The sequence below is a fragment of the Neobacillus sp. D3-1R genome (assembly GCF_052180215.1).
GTDB lineage: Bacteria > Bacillota > Bacilli > Bacillales > Cytobacillaceae > Pseudoneobacillus.
On the sequence record NZ_CP197471.1, the window covers coordinates 4,209,480 to 4,231,442 of the forward strand.

At 39.1% G+C, this 21,963-nt stretch carries 25 protein-coding genes; 6 read left to right on the forward strand and 19 right to left on the reverse strand.

All coding sequences use genetic code 11. The annotated features are described in order from the left end of the window. Positions 1-502: 502 nt before the first annotated feature. Both ACSBPO_RS21075 and ssb read right to left on the reverse strand, forming a co-directional pair. A complete protein-coding gene (locus ACSBPO_RS21075) occupies positions 503-703 on the reverse strand; it encodes a hypothetical protein (RefSeq protein WP_442596815.1) in 201 nt (66 codons plus the stop codon). Continuing rightward, complete coding sequence (gene ssb, locus ACSBPO_RS21080) at positions 678-1,229, reverse strand: single-stranded DNA-binding protein (RefSeq protein WP_442596817.1); 552 nt, start codon at positions 1,227-1,229, stop codon at positions 678-680. The genes ACSBPO_RS21075 and ssb overlap by 26 nt, the downstream gene beginning before the upstream one ends. Positions 1,230-1,607: 378 nt before the next feature. Between ssb and ACSBPO_RS21085 the strand changes: the two genes are divergently transcribed. Beyond that, a complete protein-coding gene (locus ACSBPO_RS21085; protein WP_442596818.1) occupies positions 1,608-2,039 on the forward strand; it encodes a YwpF-like family protein in 432 nt (143 codons plus the stop codon). A 24-nt stretch (positions 2,040-2,063) separates the two neighbouring features. Here ACSBPO_RS21085 and ACSBPO_RS21090 read toward each other — a convergent pair whose 3' ends face one another. The 9 genes from ACSBPO_RS21090 to spoIIID all read right to left on the reverse strand — a co-directional run bounded on the left by ACSBPO_RS21090 (position 2,064) and on the right by spoIIID (position 7,858). Continuing rightward, the gene (locus ACSBPO_RS21090; protein WP_442596820.1) at positions 2,064-2,195 is read right to left on the reverse strand and encodes a hypothetical protein; all 132 of its coding nucleotides are present in this window, start codon (positions 2,193-2,195) and stop codon (positions 2,064-2,066) included. 35 nt (positions 2,196-2,230) lie between these two features. Beyond that, on the reverse strand, positions 2,231-2,629 hold the full coding sequence (locus ACSBPO_RS21095; protein WP_442596821.1) for a hypothetical protein: 399 nt from the start codon (positions 2,627-2,629) through the stop codon (positions 2,231-2,233). Positions 2,630-2,870: 241 nt separating this feature from the next. Continuing rightward, positions 2,871-3,248, reverse strand: coding sequence for a hypothetical protein (locus tag ACSBPO_RS21100; protein WP_442596823.1), 378 nt, complete (start codon positions 3,246-3,248; stop codon positions 2,871-2,873). A 261-nt stretch (positions 3,249-3,509) separates the two neighbouring features. Further along, positions 3,510-3,932 (reverse strand): 3-hydroxyacyl-ACP dehydratase FabZ, encoded by a 423-nt coding sequence (gene fabZ, locus ACSBPO_RS21105; RefSeq protein ID WP_442596825.1) that lies wholly within the window; start codon positions 3,930-3,932, stop codon positions 3,510-3,512. A gap of 104 nt (positions 3,933-4,036) precedes the next feature. Beyond that, entirely contained in the window at positions 4,037-4,312 is a 276-nt protein-coding gene (locus tag ACSBPO_RS21110; protein ID WP_442596827.1) for a DNA-directed RNA polymerase subunit beta, read from the reverse strand. Between the two features lie 15 nt (positions 4,313-4,327). Then, on the reverse strand, positions 4,328-5,170 hold the full coding sequence (locus tag ACSBPO_RS21115) for a flagellar hook-basal body protein (protein ID WP_442596829.1): 843 nt from the start codon (positions 5,168-5,170) through the stop codon (positions 4,328-4,330). 33 nt (positions 5,171-5,203) lie between these two features. Then, positions 5,204-6,022 (reverse strand): flagellar hook-basal body protein, encoded by an 819-nt coding sequence (locus tag ACSBPO_RS21120; protein WP_442596831.1) that lies wholly within the window; start codon positions 6,020-6,022, stop codon positions 5,204-5,206. A gap of 337 nt (positions 6,023-6,359) precedes the next feature. Beyond that, positions 6,360-7,361 (reverse strand): rod shape-determining protein, encoded by a 1,002-nt coding sequence (locus ACSBPO_RS21125; RefSeq protein WP_442596833.1) that lies wholly within the window; start codon positions 7,359-7,361, stop codon positions 6,360-6,362. A 224-nt stretch (positions 7,362-7,585) separates the two neighbouring features. Continuing rightward, entirely contained in the window at positions 7,586-7,858 is a 273-nt protein-coding gene (gene spoIIID / locus ACSBPO_RS21130; RefSeq protein ID WP_442596835.1) for a sporulation transcriptional regulator SpoIIID, read from the reverse strand. A gap of 525 nt (positions 7,859-8,383) precedes the next feature. On the opposite strand from spoIIID, the gene ACSBPO_RS21135 reads away from it, so the two are divergent. From ACSBPO_RS21135 to ACSBPO_RS21145, 3 genes are all read left to right on the forward strand, one after another. Beyond that, positions 8,384-8,740 (forward strand): LysM peptidoglycan-binding domain-containing protein, encoded by a 357-nt coding sequence (locus tag ACSBPO_RS21135; RefSeq protein WP_442596837.1) that lies wholly within the window; start codon positions 8,384-8,386, stop codon positions 8,738-8,740. A gap of 20 nt (positions 8,741-8,760) precedes the next feature. Then, complete coding sequence (locus tag ACSBPO_RS21140) at positions 8,761-9,237, forward strand: LysM peptidoglycan-binding domain-containing protein (RefSeq protein WP_442596840.1); 477 nt, start codon at positions 8,761-8,763, stop codon at positions 9,235-9,237. A 106-nt stretch (positions 9,238-9,343) separates the two neighbouring features. Continuing rightward, the gene (locus ACSBPO_RS21145; protein ID WP_442596842.1) at positions 9,344-10,306 is read left to right on the forward strand and encodes a BsuPI-related putative proteinase inhibitor; all 963 of its coding nucleotides are present in this window, start codon (positions 9,344-9,346) and stop codon (positions 10,304-10,306) included. A gap of 75 nt (positions 10,307-10,381) precedes the next feature. Here ACSBPO_RS21145 and ACSBPO_RS21150 read toward each other — a convergent pair whose 3' ends face one another. The 4 genes from ACSBPO_RS21150 to ACSBPO_RS21165 form a co-directional block, all read right to left on the reverse strand. After that, a complete protein-coding gene (locus ACSBPO_RS21150) occupies positions 10,382-10,978 on the reverse strand; it encodes a pyroglutamyl-peptidase I (protein ID WP_442596844.1) in 597 nt (198 codons plus the stop codon). 60 nt (positions 10,979-11,038) lie between these two features. After that, the gene (gene ggt / locus ACSBPO_RS21155; protein WP_442596846.1) at positions 11,039-12,652 is read right to left on the reverse strand and encodes a gamma-glutamyltransferase; all 1,614 of its coding nucleotides are present in this window, start codon (positions 12,650-12,652) and stop codon (positions 11,039-11,041) included. 111 nt (positions 12,653-12,763) lie between these two features. Next, entirely contained in the window at positions 12,764-15,049 is a 2,286-nt protein-coding gene (locus ACSBPO_RS21160) for an S-layer homology domain-containing protein (RefSeq protein ID WP_442596848.1), read from the reverse strand. 329 nt (positions 15,050-15,378) lie between these two features. After that, a complete protein-coding gene (locus ACSBPO_RS21165; protein ID WP_442596850.1) occupies positions 15,379-16,263 on the reverse strand; it encodes a peptidoglycan DD-metalloendopeptidase family protein in 885 nt (294 codons plus the stop codon). A 136-nt stretch (positions 16,264-16,399) separates the two neighbouring features. Between ACSBPO_RS21165 and ACSBPO_RS21170 the strand changes: the two genes are divergently transcribed. After that, positions 16,400-16,786 (forward strand): VanZ family protein, encoded by a 387-nt coding sequence (locus tag ACSBPO_RS21170; protein ID WP_442596852.1) that lies wholly within the window; start codon positions 16,400-16,402, stop codon positions 16,784-16,786. Between the two features lie 109 nt (positions 16,787-16,895). Here ACSBPO_RS21170 and spoIID read toward each other — a convergent pair whose 3' ends face one another. From spoIID to ACSBPO_RS21185, 3 genes are all read right to left on the reverse strand, one after another. Then, a complete protein-coding gene (gene spoIID / locus ACSBPO_RS21175) occupies positions 16,896-17,933 on the reverse strand; it encodes a stage II sporulation protein D (protein ID WP_442596854.1) in 1,038 nt (345 codons plus the stop codon). Positions 17,934-18,185: 252 nt separating this feature from the next. Next, a complete protein-coding gene (gene murA / locus ACSBPO_RS21180) occupies positions 18,186-19,496 on the reverse strand; it encodes a UDP-N-acetylglucosamine 1-carboxyvinyltransferase (protein ID WP_442596856.1) in 1,311 nt (436 codons plus the stop codon). 32 nt (positions 19,497-19,528) lie between these two features. Next, on the reverse strand, positions 19,529-20,272 hold the full coding sequence (locus ACSBPO_RS21185) for a YwmB family TATA-box binding protein (RefSeq protein WP_442596858.1): 744 nt from the start codon (positions 20,270-20,272) through the stop codon (positions 19,529-19,531). Positions 20,273-20,599: 327 nt separating this feature from the next. On the opposite strand from ACSBPO_RS21185, the gene ACSBPO_RS21190 reads away from it, so the two are divergent. Further along, complete coding sequence (locus ACSBPO_RS21190; protein WP_442596860.1) at positions 20,600-21,145, forward strand: transposase; 546 nt, start codon at positions 20,600-20,602, stop codon at positions 21,143-21,145. A gap of 513 nt (positions 21,146-21,658) precedes the next feature. On the opposite strand, the gene ACSBPO_RS21195 is transcribed toward ACSBPO_RS21190, so the two are convergent. Further along, positions 21,659-21,895, reverse strand: a complete 237-nt coding sequence (locus ACSBPO_RS21195; RefSeq protein ID WP_442596862.1) for a DUF1146 family protein — start codon at positions 21,893-21,895, stop codon at positions 21,659-21,661. Positions 21,896-21,963 lie beyond the last annotated feature (68 nt).

Consider the following 21,963-nt stretch of genomic DNA (forward strand, 5'->3'; position numbering starts at 1 on the left):
TTCATATTGAAAATAGATCATTTTATCTTTAGTTAAATTTATATACTTATAGCGATTTAAATGTAAATCCTGATTATTTTTTTTACACATGAAATATAAGACATCATGCCACGTTGGAAGTCTATCTATATGTATTTCTGAAGTTGATTTATGTTTCCCAATAAAGATAATGTTTAAGCTATCATTATTAAATGTAATATCTTTTGAACTGTCATCCATATACTGTGAGATTCCCCCTAAATAGTAAAATAGCACTAATCCGCTTTATTATTTTACTATACTTTTCAGACGATTCTCTTATATACTTTGTGAAAAGATTTTGACAATTTAAGCAATGGACTTTTATTAAAGATATCACCTTTAATACACTTCATATAGAGGTAATATGTGAAAAAAGAAGCAACTATCGAGATCAAACACTCTCTCAACAGAAGCATAAAATAATAGGGGGTAATCGGGGGATATTTTGATTTTTTCTATTTGAGGATAATGTATTACCTTTTTAATTTTTCCGTTCCATGTATGCGTATAACCGTGGCCCACCCTCTTCATGTGTAATCATGTGGGTTTCACGAATTACCCATTCCATCTGTCGAACTCGCTTATCAAGACTATCTATCCTTTCATTTGTCCTTCCTACCATTTTTATTAAACTGCCTAGCAAGGTTTCAAGTTGACTAGCGGATTCCTGCAGCTGTTGCATTCGTATTCTCCTCTGGAACCTGATTTTCTGTTGCCTGATTTACTGTCGAATTACTATCTTGTCGATTGCTATAATTTGGCGGTGGCCAATCCATGGACCCTGTCCGTTCACCTGAGATAGGCCAATCACCTGAATTCCTTCTTTCCGTTTGGAAAGCAGAAGATGCATTCCCTGAAGGTCCTCCAGCAGAAGATCGTTCATCATTTGTATTTCGACTTAAAAATTGGACGGTTTCGGCCACCACCTCTGTTAGGTAAACCTTTTTTCCTTCCTGATTCGTGTAATTTCGGGTTTGAATTTTCCCAGTGATTCCAATGACTGAACCTTTACGGCAATAGTTGGCTGTATTTTCAGCCGTTTTCCTCCATAAGGTACAGTGAACAAAATCCGTTTCGTATTCCCCATTATGATTTTTAAATTGCCTATTTACCGCTAGGGTCACATTTACTACTGGAGTCCCTTCCGGAGTTACCCTTAGATCTGGGTCTTTGGTTAAACGTCCAACTAGTGTCACCTGGTTAATCATAAATGTCTCATCTCCTTTCTATTGATGAAACCATCATAGTCCTTTTAAACCACCTTAGTAAAATTGAGAAAATAGCATTTTCAAGCTTATTTTTATTTGAAAATGTCATTTTCTCCAAGAGAAATGCCATTTTCACCCCTTAAATCTGCCATTTAGTACTATTTTACAAAATCTAACCAATTTTTTTCGACAAATTTTCGGAAGTGGTACTCCAATAGACACTTTACCGCATTAACGCACCGGGGGTCTGACCCCCGGTGCGTTAATGCAGTAAAGCGAGATTGATGATCCCAACCTCTGCCCTTCCATTCCTGGGCAAATTCATTTCGCTTTTTACATATGTTATAATGAGAAAAAAACGTGTGCAGGAGGTTGATGATGAAGACCTTTAAGTTAATTTCGTTGCAAATTGTTGAAGAATATCGGTTGGTGGATGTTCGCTTAGAGGATGGGCTTATCATTAATAAAGAAGATGATCAAAATAGTTGGCTTCTTGAAGCATTTACAGATGATATCCATTTTGATGTTTTTCAAAAAGCCTTTCAAACACAACAAGACCTCATAGTCCAAGTTGTTATCTCAAAAAAAGAAAACGACCCTGCAGCTTTTTTAACAAAAGTTTGCTCCGTGAAAAGATTGGACGGACACGTTAGTGTCTTACTGCAAGGGAAGCTTCAACGTTCACGAAATAATTATGCTGAGCTTTTACTCGATAACCTTTTAAATAAAGGGCTTGGCGGCAACGCATTATTAGTAGAATTCAAAGAAAAGATGAAATCGAAACCTCGACTGGAGGAAACGAAAAAATAAACTCCCAACAACTTGGGAGTTTTTTTAATGAAGTATATAACTGATAAAGACTTCATCTTTAGGTTTTGTTTCTAATTGTTCAATAATGTAATCGATATCCTGCTTTCGATAGTCTAGCAAAGGAAGCTCTTGTTCAAAGGTTCTAAAATAAAGCAAGGCTGCGTATTTTAGCTCCTTTTCAGAAGCTGGTCTTAATTGCTCCGCTTTTTTTTTAATTCTTCCTTTAACTTTTCGATGACATATTTAGCTTCTGTTTTACATGAGTAGTCATACTCTTGGTTCAATTCAGTTTGTAAAGCTTCTATTTCATCCATTTGTTCTTTAGTTGGTTCTTCGGATAGGATTTTTTCAATAGTCTCGTTAATTTTTACAGCCAATTCCTGATGGAACTGAGAATTATTTTTTGTATCATTTTCTACCTTATCGTACCAAGTGGCTTGATTTTGAATATAATCGCGCCATTCCGAAATAAAGGTAGATAAATCAAATTTTGATTCTGACCAGTCAATTCGGTTCATATATTGTTCAAACGCTACCGTGATCGAGCGTGTAATACTTCTTTTTATGCCTGGTGAAAGATCTTTAAACATACTTGTAAAGGTACCTCCCAAACTTTATCTCTACCCTGTCAACCTTTATACCATATTTACATTACCACAAATATCGACAAGGTACAAAAAAAGTTATCCATTTTTAATAATTTTTTTATAAAATTTCAAAAAATTCTAGTAAATGGATGTCGGATATTGTCCATTTTTTATAAAATAGCCAAAAAATGCCATTCCTAATTTTTATAGAAAAAGGACAGGTGTATTCCTGTCCCCTTTTGTTTTATTCGTCTTTGTTGTCGTTATCATTTACATCAATATCGTCTTCAATAACATCTTCTTGTGGAGTGTTATTGTCTTTTCCTGGGTCTTTATCGTTCGGAGTATTGACGTCTTCGCTTTCCGGTAAATCATTACCAGTAATACCGTTGTTGTCGTTTACTCCATTGTTGTCAACTCCGTTATTTACACCGTTGTTGTCATTCATGTCATTATCCGTATTATTGTCAAGATCCGTACCATCATGAGGATTTACTACTCCGTTATTATTATTTACATCTTCTGGCGGTGGATTTTGATTGTCGTCATTATTCCCACAACCTGCAAGTAACATCGCAGCTAAAGCGGATCCTCCAATTAATGTTAAAAGCTTTTTGCCCATTGTTAAAAGCCCCTTTCTGATTGGAAATTTTCGACCTCAAGCATTGGTCTGGTGTTATGTTGCCCCAAACGCTTAAAAAGTTTGCATTCTCGAAAGATTTTTTTTTCATTCGAAAGCTTGTTTAATAAGTATTTAAACACTTTCCACTCCACTTAAACAAAATCAGACAAAAAAGGGGAAAAAGAACTAATTTAACGCATTAACGCACCGGGGGTCAGACCCCCGGTGCGTTAATGTGTTAAAGCAACATTTCCATAGAGCTTATTTTATCGCAAATGTAATTTCTGCTTCACAAGCAAGTTCGCCGTCAACGGTAGCGACTGCTTTGCCTTTTCCAATTGGACCTTTTATTTTAATAATCTCTACTTCTAGTCTTAGCTGGTCACCTGGCTTTACTTGTCTTTTAAAACGGCAACCATCAATACCAGCAAAAAAGGCTAATTTGCCTTTGTTTTCTTCTTTCATTAGCATCGCTACTCCACCCACTTGTGCTAATGCCTCAACAATCAGCACGCCTGGCATAACGGGATAATCAGGAAAATGCCCATTAAAAAACTCTTCATTCGCTGTTACATTTTTGATGCCGACAGCCCTTTGACCTTCTTCTACTTCTAAAATACGATCGACTAATAAAAAGGGATAACGGTGTGGGATAATTTCTTTTATTTGCGTTACATCCATCATAATTATGACCTCCTACTAATAATAGGTTTTAATTTAACTTTCCTCCATTGTACTAAATACTCCATACAAAAAGGAAGGGAAAACTCCCTTCCTTGTCACAAATCTTATTTTTTATTAATAATGTCTACGATATGCACCCATGTTCCTTTTTGAAGTGCATCAAAGGGTTTACCGTTCCCGATCACACCGTACCCTACCATCAAACCGGCTGCAAGACTAGCAAAGACAAGAATTACAACAATTAAAACTTTGACCCACACCGGTATAAGACGAACGCGAATCTTCTTTCGTCTTTCGTTCATCGTCGTATTTTCTTTTTCTTCGGAACGAATTTTTTTCATTTCCTCACGGGTCATTACCTTTTCTTGGTCTAAAGCCATTGTTTGTAACTCCTTTTAACGAATTCCGTTTACTAGCCCCATCATTTGGTCTGCCATGGTAATGGAACGGGCTTGAAACTGGTACGAACGTTGAACATTAATTAGTTCTGTCATTTCTTTTGACATATCTACGTTTGATTGCTCTAAAACGCCTTGTTCAAGGCTAATTTGCCCGCGTAAAGGGCCATTTAAATCTGTTACAATGTCAGCCTCAGTTACCCCAAGCTGAGCCATGTTAGCAGGAAGTCCGACTAAATTATTTCCTTTTTGCTCTAAAAATTGAGGTTTTTTCACTTGCACAACCCCTAGTTCAAAGGATTGTTGGCTACCGTCCGCCATCTTTGCAGTTAGTGTCCCATTTTTAGAAATCGAATAGTCTTGAACATTTCCAGAAACCGTAATTTGTTGATTATTCTCATCAAGTATAGGATATCCATCACTATTGACTAACATGACTTCCGTTTCGGAGACTGGGCTCAAATACAGCGCTCCATTTCTCGTATACTGAACTGAGCTTGAACTTTCATTTGTGACTAGCACACGATAAAGCTGCCCTTCTGCTGAAAAAGCGGTATCTAACGGGCGGGCGGTTGCTTTTAAGTTACCTTGTTTCATATTAACCTGTACTTGCCCAAGTTTTGCTCCCGTTCCTTGGCGGATATAATTTGGCGTTAATCGGTTTGTTTCGGCCGTATCCGTGGTTTGGTTTTTAAACTCTTGAAAAAGCAAGTCAGTAAATTGAACATCTCTTCTTTTAAAACCGTTTGTATCAATATTCGCCATATTATTACTGATGATATCCATTTGCTTTTGCAACTGACTCAATGTATTAGTGGCGGTAATCATGGTACGATTCATGGGATACCCTCCTTTTTATGAGATTTTTAAAAATTAAATTCGACCGATTTCATTGGCCGCTTTTTCCATACTTTTATCATAAGCCTGTAGTACTTTCTGGTTTGCCTCAAACGCGCGGTAGGCTGACAGCATATCTGTCATGGTACGGCTTACATCGACGTTAGAACGCTCAAGAAATCCTTGTTGAAGCGTGAATTGCCCGTTCGCTGATGTATAGGCACTTTGTAAAGCTGCACCATCTTCCGTACGGAATAAGCCGTCACCCTCTTTTACCATTCTTAGGGCATTATCTGAAAAACCGATTCCTAATCGGGTTTGCTGGCCATTTGCCTCTGTTAAAATTCCATCTTCATTAATCGTGAATTGGTCACTTGTTAAAGGTATACGATTGCCTTGGTCATTTAAAACATATAATCCGCTTGATGTCGTTAAAAATCCTTCTCCATCCACGGCGAAGTTGCCATTTCTAGTGTATCTAAGATCCCCGTTTGGGTTCTGAACGGTGAAAAACACGGATTGGTCTTTAGTTAGATTCGTGTTCACAAGGGAAACATCCGTTTTGTTTTCTGTTGATTGTAAAGCACCTTGAACAAACTGTGGAATCGCTTCTTGCATATAGACACCGGTATTAAGGCGTCCTACCTCTTTGTTAAACGGTAGGTTTAATGGTTTTTCCGTTGGAATTGATGTATGGTCCAATCGCTGTAGCAGCATTTCAGGAAATGCTCTCATGGCAGACTGATCGGCTTTAAATCCTGGAGTATTCGCATTAGCCATATTATTTGTTAACATTTCCGTACGGCGCTGTTGGGAGAGCATTCCAGAAGCGACTGTGTAAAATCCTCTAAACATCAAAATTCCTCCGTTCTAATATTCCGAACATATACTTAACTTCTATTATAAAAAAAAATTCCTGTTTCGACATTAACTATTTGCCGAATTCCGTCAATTTTTGTAAAAAATCCTCCAAAATGCTCAGGATATGTTGATTTCAAAGGGGTTCGGGGCCAACGTTAAATTTTCCCAACAACTTAATTTAGCAGCGCCTACTTTACCGCATTAACGCACCGGGGGTCTGACCCCCGGTGCGTTAATGCGGTAAAGACCTTGTGTTTTCACTTTGACTTTACTTTATAAAATTTAAAAACTCTGCAACTTTTAATAGTCACAGAGTTTGATTTTGGATGGCTTATCCTAATTTACGACGTGGTAAACGATCGATGTTATCTAACATGATACCTGTTCCAATCGCTACACAGTCCATTGGATTTTCAGCAACTAATACTGGCACCTTCAGTTCTTCGGCAAGAAGTTGATCGATACCATGTAATAATGCGCCACCACCTGTTAAAATCACACCGCGGTCAATGATGTCCGCTGATAATTCTGGTGGAGTACGTTCCAATACCGTTTTTGCTGCTTGAACGATCACAGAAACAGATTCGCGAAGAGCTTGTTCAATTTCATCAGAATGAACCGATAGTGTACGAGGTAAACCACTTACCATATCACGTCCGCGAATTTCCATTTCTTCTTTACGTCCGCCTGGGAAAACTGTTCCGATTTTAATTTTAATATCCTCGGCTGTTCTTTCCCCAATTAAGAGCTTGTATTCACGCTTGATATAGTTCAATATTTCCATATCGAACTTATCACCCGCCATTTTAATGGAGGAGGAGGTTACGATATCACCCATAGAAAGAACAGCAACATCTGTTGTTCCTCCTCCAATATCCACTACCATATTTCCGGTCGGTTGGAATATATCCATACCTGCGCCGATGGCAGCCACTTTTGGCTCTTCTTCTAAATAGATCTTTTTACCGCCGCTTTTTTCAGCCGCTTCTTTAATCGCTTTTTGCTCAACGCTTGTAATATTCGTTGGGCAACAAATTAAAATGCGTGGCTTTGATAGAAAGCCTTTTACATTTAACTTGTTAATAAAGTGCTTTAACATCGCTTCTGTTACATCAAAGTCCGCAATGACTCCGTCTTTTAATGGTCTAATCGCCACGATGTTCCCAGGCGTACGCCCAACCATGCGGCGTGCCTCTTCTCCAACTGCTAAGACTCTATTTGTGTTTTTATCAATGGCCACAACAGATGGCTCGTTTAAGACGATCCCGCGACCTTTAACGTGAATCAGCACGTTCGCTGTCCCTAAATCAATTCCGATATCCCTAGCAAACATTGTCTTTCTTTCCTCCTCAAAACGGGTTTGTCTAGCAGCAGCGTCTTTCGGAACGTATCTGTCACTCCTGCAAAGTAATGAAATATATGCTCCATTTTAGTATGTTCAATTATCTAGACGAACCGTGATTACTCTAATTGAATATTTTATCATATTCAGGAGGAATACTTAAATCATTTTGTAGAATTTTGTCCTTTTTTCTTTTTAAAAAGAAAATGGCCTACTTACTGAACCATTTCTCCCTCTTTTTCTTCGCGACGATATTTCAGCTTTGTCGCTTCCCCTCCACGTAAATGGCGGATTGATTTATGATAATCCAAGATTTCTTTCACTTCATTTGCCAGTTCAGGATTAATTTCAGGAAGCCTTTCCGTTAAATCTTTATGGACTGTACTTTTGGATACGCCAAACTCCTTCGCAATTGTGCGAACTGTTTTTTTCGTCTCCACGATATACTTTCCAATCTTGATAGTTCTCTCTTTGATGTAATCGTGCACACCACTCGCCCTCCCTAGATTCGGATGTGAGAAGTGTGAAATGAGACTCGCTTTTCGCTTCGACGTCCTACTACCTTTCCGCATGATGTTAAGTGAAATATGGCGCCATCACTTGTTTTATCATGCGGCAGAAAGTGCTAAATGCAGTACTCACTTTCTGAATTTGCCATGAATAATCATGTCCCCGACTGGATCCTAGAGTTTCTACAAACGATTCCTCACCTCAAACCCCTCTTTGATAGGTTTGTAACATTTTATTAGCTTGGTTGTGGATATATGCACGAATGAGTCAATAGGGACAAGGTTTTATGAAAGTTTTTTGAAAATTGGACAAAAAATGGGAGTTTTCTTTATCACATTAACGCGCCGGGGGTCTTACCCCCGGCGCGTTAATGCGCTAAAGTGATTGAATTATCTCCTTTATATTCTTATGTAAGAATTTTTAAATTTGTATGACATAAAAAGCTGATTTTTGTCGAATTTTTTATTAGTTTTGTTATTTAGCTTCGGGGATGGGGATTTTAGATGAATGAATTTGTGACGAGGACGAGAAGAGATAAAAGGAAAGAACAGCGTCATTGCAACGTAAAGAAAAGAGTACTAGCTATTATTGAAATGATTTTAATTACCTCCCTATTAGTGGCTGCCGTTTATTTTTTTCTAGACAAAACAAAAGCCAAGGCTACTATGAAAGAGCATACTATCCAAAAAGGAGAAACCTTATTTTCCATTTCAAACCAGTATCATATCGATATTGAAGATATTCAGAGAATCAATAAGTTAGAATCTAATAAAATCGAAAAGGGCAGAAGCTCCTTATTCCAAAACAAAATTCACCCTCCCATCATGTGGTTAAAAAGGGTGAGACGGTCTATTCCATAGCTAGGCTATATGGTTTGCCAATGAAAGAATTGAAAAAACAAAATAAACTAACATCCGATAAAATTCTTATTGGTCAGGTACTAACCGTTCCAAATCAGGGTCCTCAAAACAATCAACTTCAGCCAAACGTTGAAACGGAAATATTCTCTTCAGAAGAACAAGAAAAAGGCTACAGTGAATTTTATACCATTGTTCCTGGTGATACATTATGGAGTCTTTCCGAACGTTTTGGAGTACCTTTTGCAAAACTTAAGAGGGTCAATCATTTAAATACCAACCATATTCAAGCTGATCAAAAACTCTACATACCTGGTGATAAATACTTTGCCACCGCAATCATCATTGGTGCTACGGATAATACAACGGTAGAATTTTATACTCACGGTGAACCGCTGCCACTTAAGGTCAGCCACGGAACCTCTGTTCTTTTTCAAAAAATCACGAATCAAGAAGTTTTTATTACCTATAAAAACGGTGCTTTAATTAGTTTTTATTAAGAATTTTCTCCTGTTCAAAATTCCAAAGAATTTTTTTCCAATATTTTTGTAACAGATCTTCATCTTCCTCCGTCTACTTGTTTGAATATTCGGAGGTGAAGTAAACATGAAAAAATGGTTTGTATTATTATCAGCAATGGCTCTACTTATTCCCACCTCTGCTTCAGCAAGTGCAGAAGGGAATATCAGTAAAAATGAACAGATTCAATTATTCCGCGCAACACAAGATGTATCCTTACAGGAACGCTATGAATTTTTGGTAGAGAAAGGGATTTTAAAAGGGAAAGCCGATGGAAAAGCAAACTTTGATAAATCTTTAACAAGAGCCGAATTAGCGGTTAGCCTGTATCGGATGTATCACTTGAAGGATGAAAAAGAAAGCACTCCTTTAAAGGACATTAAGAAGCATTGGGCCCAAAAAGAAATCCAAGCTATCTACAAAAAAGGCTGGATGGTTGGCGAAAAAGGCTACAAATTTAATCCCAATAAAAAGATGACAATCGAACAAGTAGCCCATGTATTAACAAAAGTCACGAAGTTAGATAAAGATGCCTATATGTCTATTGAATTAAATGCTAGCAATTGGGCGAAACCTTATCTAGCAGCGGCATTGGCTGAAGGATTTTTAACAAGTGAAGAAAACTATCGTGAGACTGCACTTAGATCTCATTTAGTGTATAGCTTATATGAAGTTTACCATTTCATGAACAAGGATCGTGGTATTGTGGCTGGAACTCTAGAACCGAAAGTAACAATCTCCAATACGAAGGATCAAGATTATAAATGGACTTACACAGTGAAAAATCAAACTGAAAAAGAACAAACGTTGAATATAAGCGGCAGTAAATTTGATTATATTTTGAAAAAAGACGGCAAGAAAATCGAGCAGTACTCAGAAGGTAAAAATTTCATCATGATTTATGTAGAAAAAACCCTTAAACAAGGTGAAGAATTAACCTTTGAAGGTGACTTAAAAGGCTTAGAAAAAGGGAAATACGAGCTTGAAATTTGGCTGATTGATAAAAACTGGCCAGATGCCAAAACAAAGATGGAATTCGAAGTAAAATAAAAACAAAGGGCTAGGTGCATGATGCAACCTAGCCCTTTCATTTATTTCCCGAGAAATTTGTCGAGATATCGCCTTTTATTCAAGCATCTCGATAATTTTTTCAATTGCCGCTGTTAAATCCTTTTGGGACCAGCTTGGCATTTCCTTTTTATAGGCTACGGCCAACTCATGGGAAGCTGGAATATGAACAAAGCCTGCTGGTATTCTTTTCCCTGTGGCATGTAAAACGGTGTACATGACATTATTGCAAAGATACGTTCCAGCCGTATCTGACACCTTTGCCGGAAAGCCATTTTCATTTAACACATTGACCATTTTACGAATCGGTAATGTGGAAAAATAGCCATCTGCCCCGTCCTCATAAATCGGACTATCCTGTAGAGCCACGCCTCGATTATCGGCTTCTCCGTCACGGCAATTAACCGCAATGCGTTCAGGGGTAATCGAAGACCTTCCTCCCGCTAATCCTAAGGAAATCACCGCATCCGGTTGAACCTTTTCCATCTCTTCTAAAATTTTCGGACCCGCATTCTCGAAATCTACCAGTAGCAGTAAACCATGAACCTGATAGTTACCAATGACTTTGCCATCAAGTTCTTTTACAATCGATTCTGTCGGATTGATTGGGAATCCTAAGAATGGCTCAAATCCGCTAAGTAAAAGCTTTTTCAAATGTCTCTCCCCCTTTTATAAAGAAGTGGACGCTCATTGACGCCCACTCCACCTACTATTCTAGTAACTTGCTACACTACCGTCTGTACGATGTTCAGTACCGCCCGTTAATACTCCCGTCTCAGGATTACGAACAATCACTTGACCTCGGCCAAAACCACCTGAATCATAGGCAACCGTGATTTGATGGCCTTTTTCAGCCAGCTGCTTTACGAGATGATTCGGGAAGGTATATTCTACTTCAATCTTCTTTCCTTCGATCCACTGCCATCTAGGCGCGTCTAGAGCCGCTTGTGGGTTTAATCCGAAGTCAATCATATTCATGGCAACCTGCATATGACCTTGCGGCTGCATATAGCCACCCATTACCCCAAACGGTCCTACCGCTTCTTTTCCTTTTGTCATGAAGCCAGGGATAATCGTATGGTATGTTCTTTTACCAGGCTGTAAGGAATTTTCATGCTCAGGGTCCAATGAGAAATCAGCACCGCGGTTTTGCAAGCCAATTCCTGTACCTGGAATGACAACTCCCGAACCAAATCCCATATAATTACTTTGGATATAGGAAACCATGTTTCCTTCCCCATCCGCTGTTGCTAAATACACCGTTCCACCCTTTGGAAGGGTACCAGGAACCGGTAATTGGGCTTTATCGGTAATTTTAGCGCGGCATTCTCTTCCGTACTCATCTGATAAAAGATCCGCCACTCGTGTTTTCATTGTTTTTGGATCTGTAATATATTCCTTACCATCCGTGAAAGCTTGCTTCATCGCTTCTAACTGTAAGTGAACCGCGCTGGCGTCTTCACGATGTTTAAATTCATCATTTTTTAAAATATTTAATGCCATAAGGGCAACTAGACCTTGGCCATTCGGAGGGATTTCCCAAATATCATAGCCCTTATAGTTTACCGAAATAGGTTCCACCCACTCTGGTTGGTAGCTTTCTAGATCTTCTTTACCTAAATAACCGCCAAACTTTTCAGATGCCGCAGCAATTTTATCCGCAAGAGCTCCGCGGTAGAAGCTTTCAGCCTTTGTCTCAGCGATTTCTTCTAATGTTTTTGCATGATCCTCTGAGCTCCACATTTCACCGATTTCCGGTGCTTTCCCATTTGGAGCAAACACGCGGAACCACTCTTCGTATTCCGGCTGTCCTTCAAAGCGTTGTTTAAAAATTTCATGTGCTCGCTTCCAGTACTTTCCGAGAATTGGGGAAAGCGGATAACCGCCACGCGCATATTCAATCGCTGGTTTTAACACTTCACTTAACGGTAAGCGTCCAAAACGTTCTGAAAGAGCTGCCCATGCTGAAGGTACACCCGGAACCGTTACGGGAGTCCAACCATGAACCGGCATTTTTTCATGGCCTTTTTCCTTTAATTTTTCAATCGAAATGCTCTTAGGTGCTGGACCGCTTGCGTTTAATCCAAGGACCTTCCCTTCATCCTTCATCCAGACTAAAGCAAATGCGTCCCCGCCAATCCCGTTTGAAGTCGGTTCTACGACCGTTAAACAAGCTGCTGTAGCGATGGCTGCATCAACGGCATTTCCACCCTTTTTTAAAATATCTAAGCCAGCCTGAGCCGCTAATGGCTGTGAAGTAGCGACCATCCCGTTGCGAGCAATGGTTGCCATACGCTGTGAAGTATACGGATAGTTAAGATTAGGCATTTTAGATTCCCCCTAGTTTTTTCTTCGTCTTGCGAAATATTATACCAAGGATTATCCTAATTGTCGAAAAGTTTTGAAGAAAAGAAAAACAAGAGCAAAGACTGCTCTTGTTTATTGTAAATCTGCTTTTAAAATATACGTTTTTAAGATGTTTGAGCCCGTCGGCACTTCTTCACCCACGACAATAATATTTCCTTTGTGGTTGAAGGTAAAGTAACCGTCTCCTCCCAAACTATAGGACTTAACCGGTTGGAAGGTTTCATAGTCATAGACTATAAACTGATCCTCAGTCGTCACATAGAATACTGTTCCATCGTCGCTAAAGGAAACGGAATAGAAAGGTGTCCCGATATCCGTCACATATTGCATATTCGTTTCTTTTAAGGCTGATGCTCTAAAAATAGTTCCAGCCGCATTGAAGATATACTTTCCGTCTGGTGAAATAAACATCCACTCATCCATCGTATAATCTCCATGATAAGGAGAGTCATAGCCAGCCGTAATGACACCATTGTTAATAGAGAATACTTCAATGTCTCGTGGAGATGTATCAGAGTTGACCGCATAGATTCGATTTTCACTAGGATGCATTTCGATCAAGCTTTGCTGTCTAATGCCTGCAGAAGAGACCTCTGCCCCTGTCACACGGTCATAGCTTTTAATATACGTCCACTGTCCAGAGCCTGACGAAACATAGATATATTGTCCATCCGCTACAATATCGTAAGGGTCGAGGGCAATATCTATGGTCTTTTTCACTTTTAATGTTGATGGGTCAACAATAGCGATGCCACCCTTTTGTTGTTCATTCCACAAATAAGAACTGTGCTCACCTTTTAAAAGGGTTACATAGATTTCTCCATTCTCGTAATAAATGGATTCGGCAGGATAGCTGAAAGGCAAACGCTTGATACTTTTTGTTTCATAGTTTACGGATAGTAGTTCCCCGTCTTCGTTAATCCCGTAAACAACTGGCAGTTCAGGGTCATGAACAGCATCGATAAAAATATCGCTTAACGTTTGTTTCGTGCCTGGTAAAGCTTCAATTGGGTTAACTTCTGGCTGCGTTTCAGCAGGAGGTTCTTCAGTTGTACCACCGTCAATAACCTCTTCCTCCCAGCCATCATTAGGAACCTCTTCTTCCTCCAAAACTGGCATCGAGGCAAAACTTTTCACTTGTATGTCATTAAAATTTACCGCTTTATATGGGTTTAATAGATTGATAATGTAATCTGAAGAAATGGCAAAATTAAGCTTTTCGATACCGAATGAGTTTAGTCCAATGACTTCCCCATTCATATTCATTAATGGACCACCTGAGCTTCCAAACGTAATACTTGCCGTCGTCTGAATGACCTTCACAGAGCCCGTTTCATCTTCAAAAACTTGTTTAGCAGAAACAATTCCATCTGAAATCGAATTTTGAAAGCCTAATGGGCTTCCGATAGCAACCACGGATTGTCCCTGACGTACTTTATCAAAGCTTGCTAATGTTAAGGATGGAAACCCTGTACGAACAACAGGTTTTAATAAAGCAACATCCAAATAATCGTCGTAGGCAACAACCCCTGCAAGGTCAAATTTCTGACCAGTCGCTGTTACCACTTTCGCTTTCACGCCACCGCTTATCACATGGAAGTTCGTGGCAACCAATTGATTAGCAACGATAAATCCGCTTCCTTGGGAAATCAGTTCCTCTTTGTCATCATAAACTTCAATCGTCACAACACTTTGCTCATTTAACGCCATCTCTTCCATTGTATAGGCAATGGGTTCGTATACAGGCTTAAATTCCTCATTTAAAAAGCGAGCCATAAACGCAGAGAAATGCATACGAGTCATCGTTTCATTCGGACGGAATGTCCCATCCGGATAACCCGTGGTAATATTATGTGCAGCTAATGCGTCTACAAAAGAATATGCCCACGATTCAAAACTTACATCAGTAAATTCAAAAGGACTTACACCTTTAAGGTCGTATGCCTTGGCTAAAATTTTAGCCATTTGCGAACGGGTTAACTGCCCATTCGGATTAAATTGGTCCTTTGTAACCCCTGAGATAATGCCTGCCTCGGTAGCCTTTGCCACTTCATTATAGCCAAAATCACCTGGGCGTAAGTCTTTAAAACCAGGATCCTTCACGTTAGTGGTATCCAACTTTAATTCACGCATAATCATAATAATCGCTTGAACCCTCTTAATTGGATCCTTAGGACCAAAATTCCCATCGCTATAACCGTTAATAATCCCTTGTTCATTTAAGTACAAGATCTCATCTCGAAAACTAGTCACGTCTGGAAACTTTGTTGCTGCTTTTACTGAAACTGTTCCTATGTTTGGAAAAATCAATGCCAAAACCATTAGGAACGTGAAAAAACCTTTGTTTATCCTCTCCATCTACCTATCCCCCAACATCTATCTATATATAGTAAATATAGAGGAGAAATGGTATATTTTCCTTAATCAATATTTGGAAATTTTTTTAAACGGCTCTTTTCTAAAACTTTGTTCCTTTTAAAACTAATATAGAATGTTTTACATAAAAATTTGATTAAAATTCTTTGGGAAATCAAGAAAAGAGCTGCTCACACATTAAGGGAAGTTGTAAAAATCCGGCTTTTGGGATTTTTACGAAAACCTCAATCTATACAAATACAGCCTTAACAAAAAAAGAGCAAGCGCTTAAGATTTGCACTTACTCTTTTGGCATTCATTCTTATCAAATATTAGGATTCGCTTGAATTAGAATCAGTAGACTCTTCACCTTCTGATTTTTTATCAGAAGTGTTTCCGTCTTCTTTTTTATCTTTGTCAGATCCTGCTCCTGTACCAGCACCTTCAGGATTGTCTGTGGTCGTTTGGTCATCGGCAGATTCTTCTGTTAAGTTTGCTTTGTCATCCGCAGGCTTCTCTACCTGTAAAGAACTCACTGGCTTATCGAAATAAGAAATTGGGTTTACAGGTTGTTTATCTTTACGGATTTCAAAGTGTACATGCACTCCAGCCTCTTCATTAAACAAGCTTTGCCCAGCCTTTGCAATGGCTTGTCCTTGTTTTACTTGCGCGCCAACCTCTACAGCAAAATCTTTTACAGATGAATACTGTGTCACAACGCCTTTATCATGTTCAATCATAATGACGTTGCCAAGTAGAGAATCTTCACGAATATCGGTTACGGTACCGCTAAGAGCCGCTAGGACATCAAAGGTTTCCCCGTTTTTCATCGAGATATCGATACCAGTATTCGGGTGGTACGAGTTGTTGTAAGATACTAACGCAGCCTCCTGATCTTCTGCTTTGCCATCAAAATCATAGAATTGCTTTTGAATGACTGCTGTGTCAGGATTTGCTACTGGCCACTTGAAGTTTTCTAATGCGCTGTTTACTTCAATCGCAGGTTCGTTAAATTTTTTACCTGCAATATCCGTTGCGTTATAATCATACTTGTTGTCCTTTGCAGCATTGTTTGTGCTGCTAGTTTGATACCAAAGCACTGCTGTTAAAATAATGGCTGCACTTGCAATATAAATGGCTGGAAATACCCAACGCTTTTGGAAAAAGCGCTTAAAACTGGAGTCTTGAGAAGATCGTTTCTTTTCTTCCTCTCTCATTTTCATCACCTCAGCAATCAGTCTTAACGCATTTTGGTGATTATATACAATTATCTAAAAATTTTTTTACACTTATTTTTCGACAAAGAGAATTCTTTTATGCATGATTTTAAAAATTATTTTTGGAGGTATTTTTGTGAAGATTATAAGAAGACTTTTATGGGTGTTACCGGTCATTTACATGGCTATGGTTTGGACCATGTCCAGTTTACCGGATGACACCTTCGTAGAGCTGCCTGACTCCTCTACCGACGCCTTTATAAAGGAATCGTTGCATTTGATTGAGTTTGCCATTCTCTATTTATTGTTTGTGTTGGCAGCTTATTTCAATGGAAAGTTAACACCTGTGTCTAATGTGGTTTTTGCGGTCCTGGCGTGCCTTTACGGAATCACTGATGAAATACACCAAAGCTTCGTCCCAGCCCGCTCCTCCAGCCTCATCGACGTCCTAAAAGACATCATCGGCGTCACCATCAGCTACCTCATCATCAAAAGAAAAGTAGCTGCCACTTCACCACACTAACGCAATGGGGGTCAGACCCCCACTGCGTTAATACTGCAAAGCGCCGGGGGTCTGACCCCCGGCGCTTTAAAGTGTTAAAGATGATGTTTACTGTCCCAGATATCTAAACTTATTTCTTTGCCGTCACTGTTGTTAACTGCTGTTCAGCTGATGAGATGGCTACCCCTTGGTAATAGTGTTTCACAATATCCTCGTAGTTTTTACCTTCCTTTGCCATTCCGTTGGCACCGTATTGGCTCATCCCTACTCCATGACCATATCCTTTTGTATTAATCACAATATGGTCACCTTTTTTTACCCATGAAAAATCAGATGATTTTAAGTCAAGCTTCTCCCGAATATCTTTTCCACTTAACGTTTTTCCATTGAAATCCACTTTGGCCACACGATTTCCTTTTGTTCTTTCCACAATCTCACCAATTTTATCGGAACCTGATAATTTTACACCAAGCTTTTGTTCAAATTCCGGAACGGTAATAACAACCTGTGCATTAAACTTCGGGGATTCCTTTACGTCCCATGGACTCGCCACACTTCTCAAATAAGGATAGGAATCAGACCAATAATCTTCTGAGTTTTCCGTATACCCATTGCTGGTCGAGAAAAATGTTGTATAAATCGGTTTGCCTTCGTATGTTAGAATCTGTCCTCTTGTTTCAATGACAGCTTCTTGAACTTTTCGAAGATTCGCTTCGTAGTCTTTTCCCCAAATTCTTTTTAATTCCTCATCATTTTTAAAAACTTGATGGATAACGGTGTCCGTTACATTAGCTCCTTTAGGAACGCCTAATTGGCCATCACTTAATAACTGTTTAACAATATAGGTTCTGGCTGTTAAGGCCTGTGCTTTTAATGCTTCCAATTCAAATTCAGCTGGCATTTCCGCTGACACCACTCCCACGACGTAACGTTCAAGCGGGAATTTTTCAATCTCCTTTTTGGAAGTACGGTATACAGCCACCTCAATGGATGAATCCAATAATTTACTGTCCACAGGGACTGCCTCCGGTTTGTCTGAGCGAAGATTTTCACCAAGCTTACCACTTGCATGATCCCCTGAAAATGGTAATACCAGAAGCGCTGGAACTAATAAAGTGATCGTAAATAGAACTGCAGCTAGTAGGACTAAAGGTTTGAAGTTTTTCATGATATCGATCCTCCATTTGAAGTTATACATTGGCCACTGCTAGGCTATGTCTCTTTTCATTTCTATGGAGGAGGACAAGCATTTATGACAAATACTTTTAAGAAAATGAAGACGTTGAAAACGAGGAATAAAGTGTGGGAAAATCAGCGAAACAAAAAACTTTACCACTTTAAAGCACCGGGGGTCTGACCCCCAGCGCTTTAAAGTAAAAAAGCCCCGCCAGGTGTGGCAGAGCTTACTTCTTAATTGTTTTTATGCATTTAAATCTGTCACGATTTCTTCTACTAATTCCACAGCATCATGCTCTTTCACGCGTTCAATATCGGCGCCAAGGCTTGCTAATTTTTGATGGAAGTCAACGTAGCCACGATCTAAATGTTTTAGCTCTGTCACACGCGTTACACCTTCTGCTACTAAGCCCGTTAAAATGAGAGCTGCTGCAGCACGCAAGTCTGTTGCTGACACTTCTGCCCCTTGAAGGTCAGATGGGCCTGATAAAATGACAGAACGGCCTTCAATTTTAATATCCGCATTCATACGACGGAATTCTTCCACATGCATGAAACGATTTTCAAAAACAGTTTCGGTAATCATACTTGTGCCTTGAGCACGAAGTAAAAGAGCCATCATTTGTGATTGCATATCAGTAGGGAATCCAGGATGTGGCATTGTTTTAATGTCAACGGCCTTTAATTTTTCAGGACCAATAACACGAACGCCGTCTTCTTCCTCAATAATCATAACTCCCATTTCTTCCATCTTTGCAATTAAAGAAGATAAATGTTCAGGAACTGCTCCTTTAACTAAAACATTTCCTTCCGTAATTGCAGCTGCGACCATAAATGTTCCTGCTTCTATACGGTCAGGTATAATAGTATGCTCTACTCCGTACATACGATCTACGCCTTCAATTCGAATGGTACCAGTTCCAGCACCACGTACATTTGCACCCATTGCATTTAAGAAATTGGCTAAGTCGACAATTTCAGGTTCTTTTGCAACGTTTTCAAGAATGGTTGTTCCTTTTGCCAAGGTTGCAGCCATCATAATATTCTCGGTGGCGCCTACACTCGGGAAATCTAAATAAATTTTCGCACCGTGTAATCGACCATTTGTAGCTTCAGCCTCGATAAAGCCATTCCCCACCTTAACCTGCGCACCCATTGCTTCAAAGCCTTTTAAATGCTGGTCAATCGGACGTGAACCAATAGCACAGCCACCAGGTAAGGCAACGCGCGCACGACCGTTGCGTGCTAATAAAGAACCCATAACTAATACGGAAGCTCGCATTTTACGTACATATTCAAATGGTGCTTCTACTTTTAACTCACTGGATGCATCTACAACAACTTGATTATTTTTAAACTCCACTTCGGCGTTTAGATATCTTAATACTTCATTGATCGTATATACATCGGAGAGAGTTGGCACATCTCGAATAATGCTCTTCCCTTCACTGGCTAATAATGTTGCAGCAATCACAGGTAAAACGGCATTTTTTGCTCCTTCAACTTTGACGGTACCGTTTAAGCGCTGTCCGCCACGGACAATGATTTTTTCCAAGTGTATTCCCCTCCGCGTCCAATTTCTCTATATTAATATTCAATCGTGATGATGGGTGTGCCAACTACCAAGGTAGTGTTCGAGCCCAATCCGTTCGATCTTATCGCTAATTGTACATTCATTTTTTCATCTTTAGTTTGAATTACACCGGCAAATAATGGCGAAGAGGCCGAAATGGAGACAAAAGATGATTCTTGGAGTGATTCTATTTCTTTTGCATCAAAGGCAGTTAACCAGTTATTTACTGTTTTTGTCAAAGACGATTCCATCTTATCACTGATATCCGCTTTCATACAAGAGAAATTTGTGGGATTTCCTCGAAAAATGTTGGAAGTTCTTGATTTCCACTTTTTATCAAAAAAATCCTTTGTCTGTTTATTCCATTTAGTTCCTTTGACCTCATATATGATATACGTATGAATTTGTTCATTTGTGAGGGTTGCCATAATTTGGATAGTTTCTTTGTAATTATGAGCTGCATGTGTGGCAATTGCTTTCCACTTTTCGTTATCTTGATGAATAGACCAGTCCCAATTCGGGTATTCTTTCATTATCTTTGTTTGTAATTGTTCAACTTCTTCTTTATTTTTCAAAGAGGTTAGATGCTCGCGGGAATGCATAGCCCATTCTCCAACTTCTACCTGCTCTTTTTCAAATACAGAAGCAATGGTCAATAATTCATTACGTTCGCTAGCTACAATCGTTCTATTCCCCCATTGCAAGAAAACAAAACCAACAATACCAAAAATTGATAATAAGGTAATTATTCTATTCATCTGTATAACTCCTCCCCTTACTACCATTGTTTCCAATGGGGGAAAGAGCATACATAGGAATTCTCGTCACTTTTTGACATTTAACAAGGGGTACGGACCCTGCCACCTTAACGCATTAACGCATCGGGGGTCAGGCCCCCGGTGCGTTAATGCGTTAAAGTTATTGTCAAATGTTGACACCTTATTCATATTACTCAAAAAGTCAGGTTTAGGGAACATGTACGAAGTCCTATTTATTGCAAAAATGACGATTATATTTCATTTCTTTGAAGGGATTTTGGATTTGTAAAAGAAATAATAAGTATAGAAATTTAGGAGGGATTTATAGTGGCTAGACGGCACCGAATATGGTTCCCTGGTGCAAGTTATCATATTACTGCACGTGGAAACCGGAAATTTTTTATTTTTTATGATGACAAAGATCATCAGCAATACCTGTCCATTTTGAAAGAAACCCAAGAGCAACTCCCCTACTACCTTCATTCCTACTGCCTCATGAGCAACCATATCCACCTGCTATTAGAAACCCAGAACATTCCCATCACTGAAATAATGAAAACAATCCAAACCCATTATGCTGTTTATTTTAACAAACGTTACGATTTAGTCGGACATGTTTTTCAAGGAAGGTTTAAATCAGATCTCATTAAGGATGCCAGTCATTTCCTTAATACAAGTCGTTATATTCATACAAATCCACTCGAAGCCGAAATTACCTCGGAAATCCAAGACTATCCCTGGAGCAGTTATCCTGCTTACTTTACTTCTACCCCAAACCCCTTGGTTACCACAGAGAAAACTTTATCCTTTTTCCAAGCGCCACAAAAAGAAAACTATTTGAAATTTTTATTAAGCCCAAAGCCAAAGGAGTGATCATGTTGTCAGTTGTGATTAATAGCATTGGATTAAGAGGTATGGAGGGTTATTTGAGGATTTTTTATGAGTAGCCATAACCATTTTGGATTTAAAGGATAATAAAGACATTTCCGATGAAGCAATATAAGAAAAGAAGAACTATTTTAAGAATGGCTGTGTTAGTTTACTTGGTTAATCTGAGACAAAAATAAATCATTTTGAAAAAATGGCGGCTAATGCCTTATGAAAACGATAACGTTTCATTTTGCGGACATACGTTCCGTTATTTTACGAAAATGGTTGTTTTTTAAAACATTATCGGACTATGGTTCCGTTATTGCTTCAAAAGTATGTCTATTTCCAATGAATTATTGTGAATAACGGAATCTGTGTCCTATAGACAAGGAAAAAGCGTCTAATTTACAGAAATAACGGAACTTGTGTCCGATAAAACTTCGAAAACACCAACACTAAACTCTGGGGCCCCTCAAAAAGCACTATCCATTTGTACGTCCCCCACACACTCCATACCTATTTAAAGATATACGGAAGCTGTCTGGACCATAGGAGATAGTTAAGGAAGAAGTCGCTGACGATGGACCCCAGGGCGATGGATAATAATATGTATAAAGCACGCGACTGCATGACTTTGTTTGGCTTTAAGAATCGATCTAATTTTATCGCTTGTAGTGCCCACCATGAAATCGCAATAAAAAACAAATTGGCCAGGATGCTCACTAACGAATCTAATCCAAATGAAGACATCATCTAAGTTGAATACCTCCCTTTTTAAAAATGATCCATTATATTTTACCATATACGCTAATAGAGTCGTG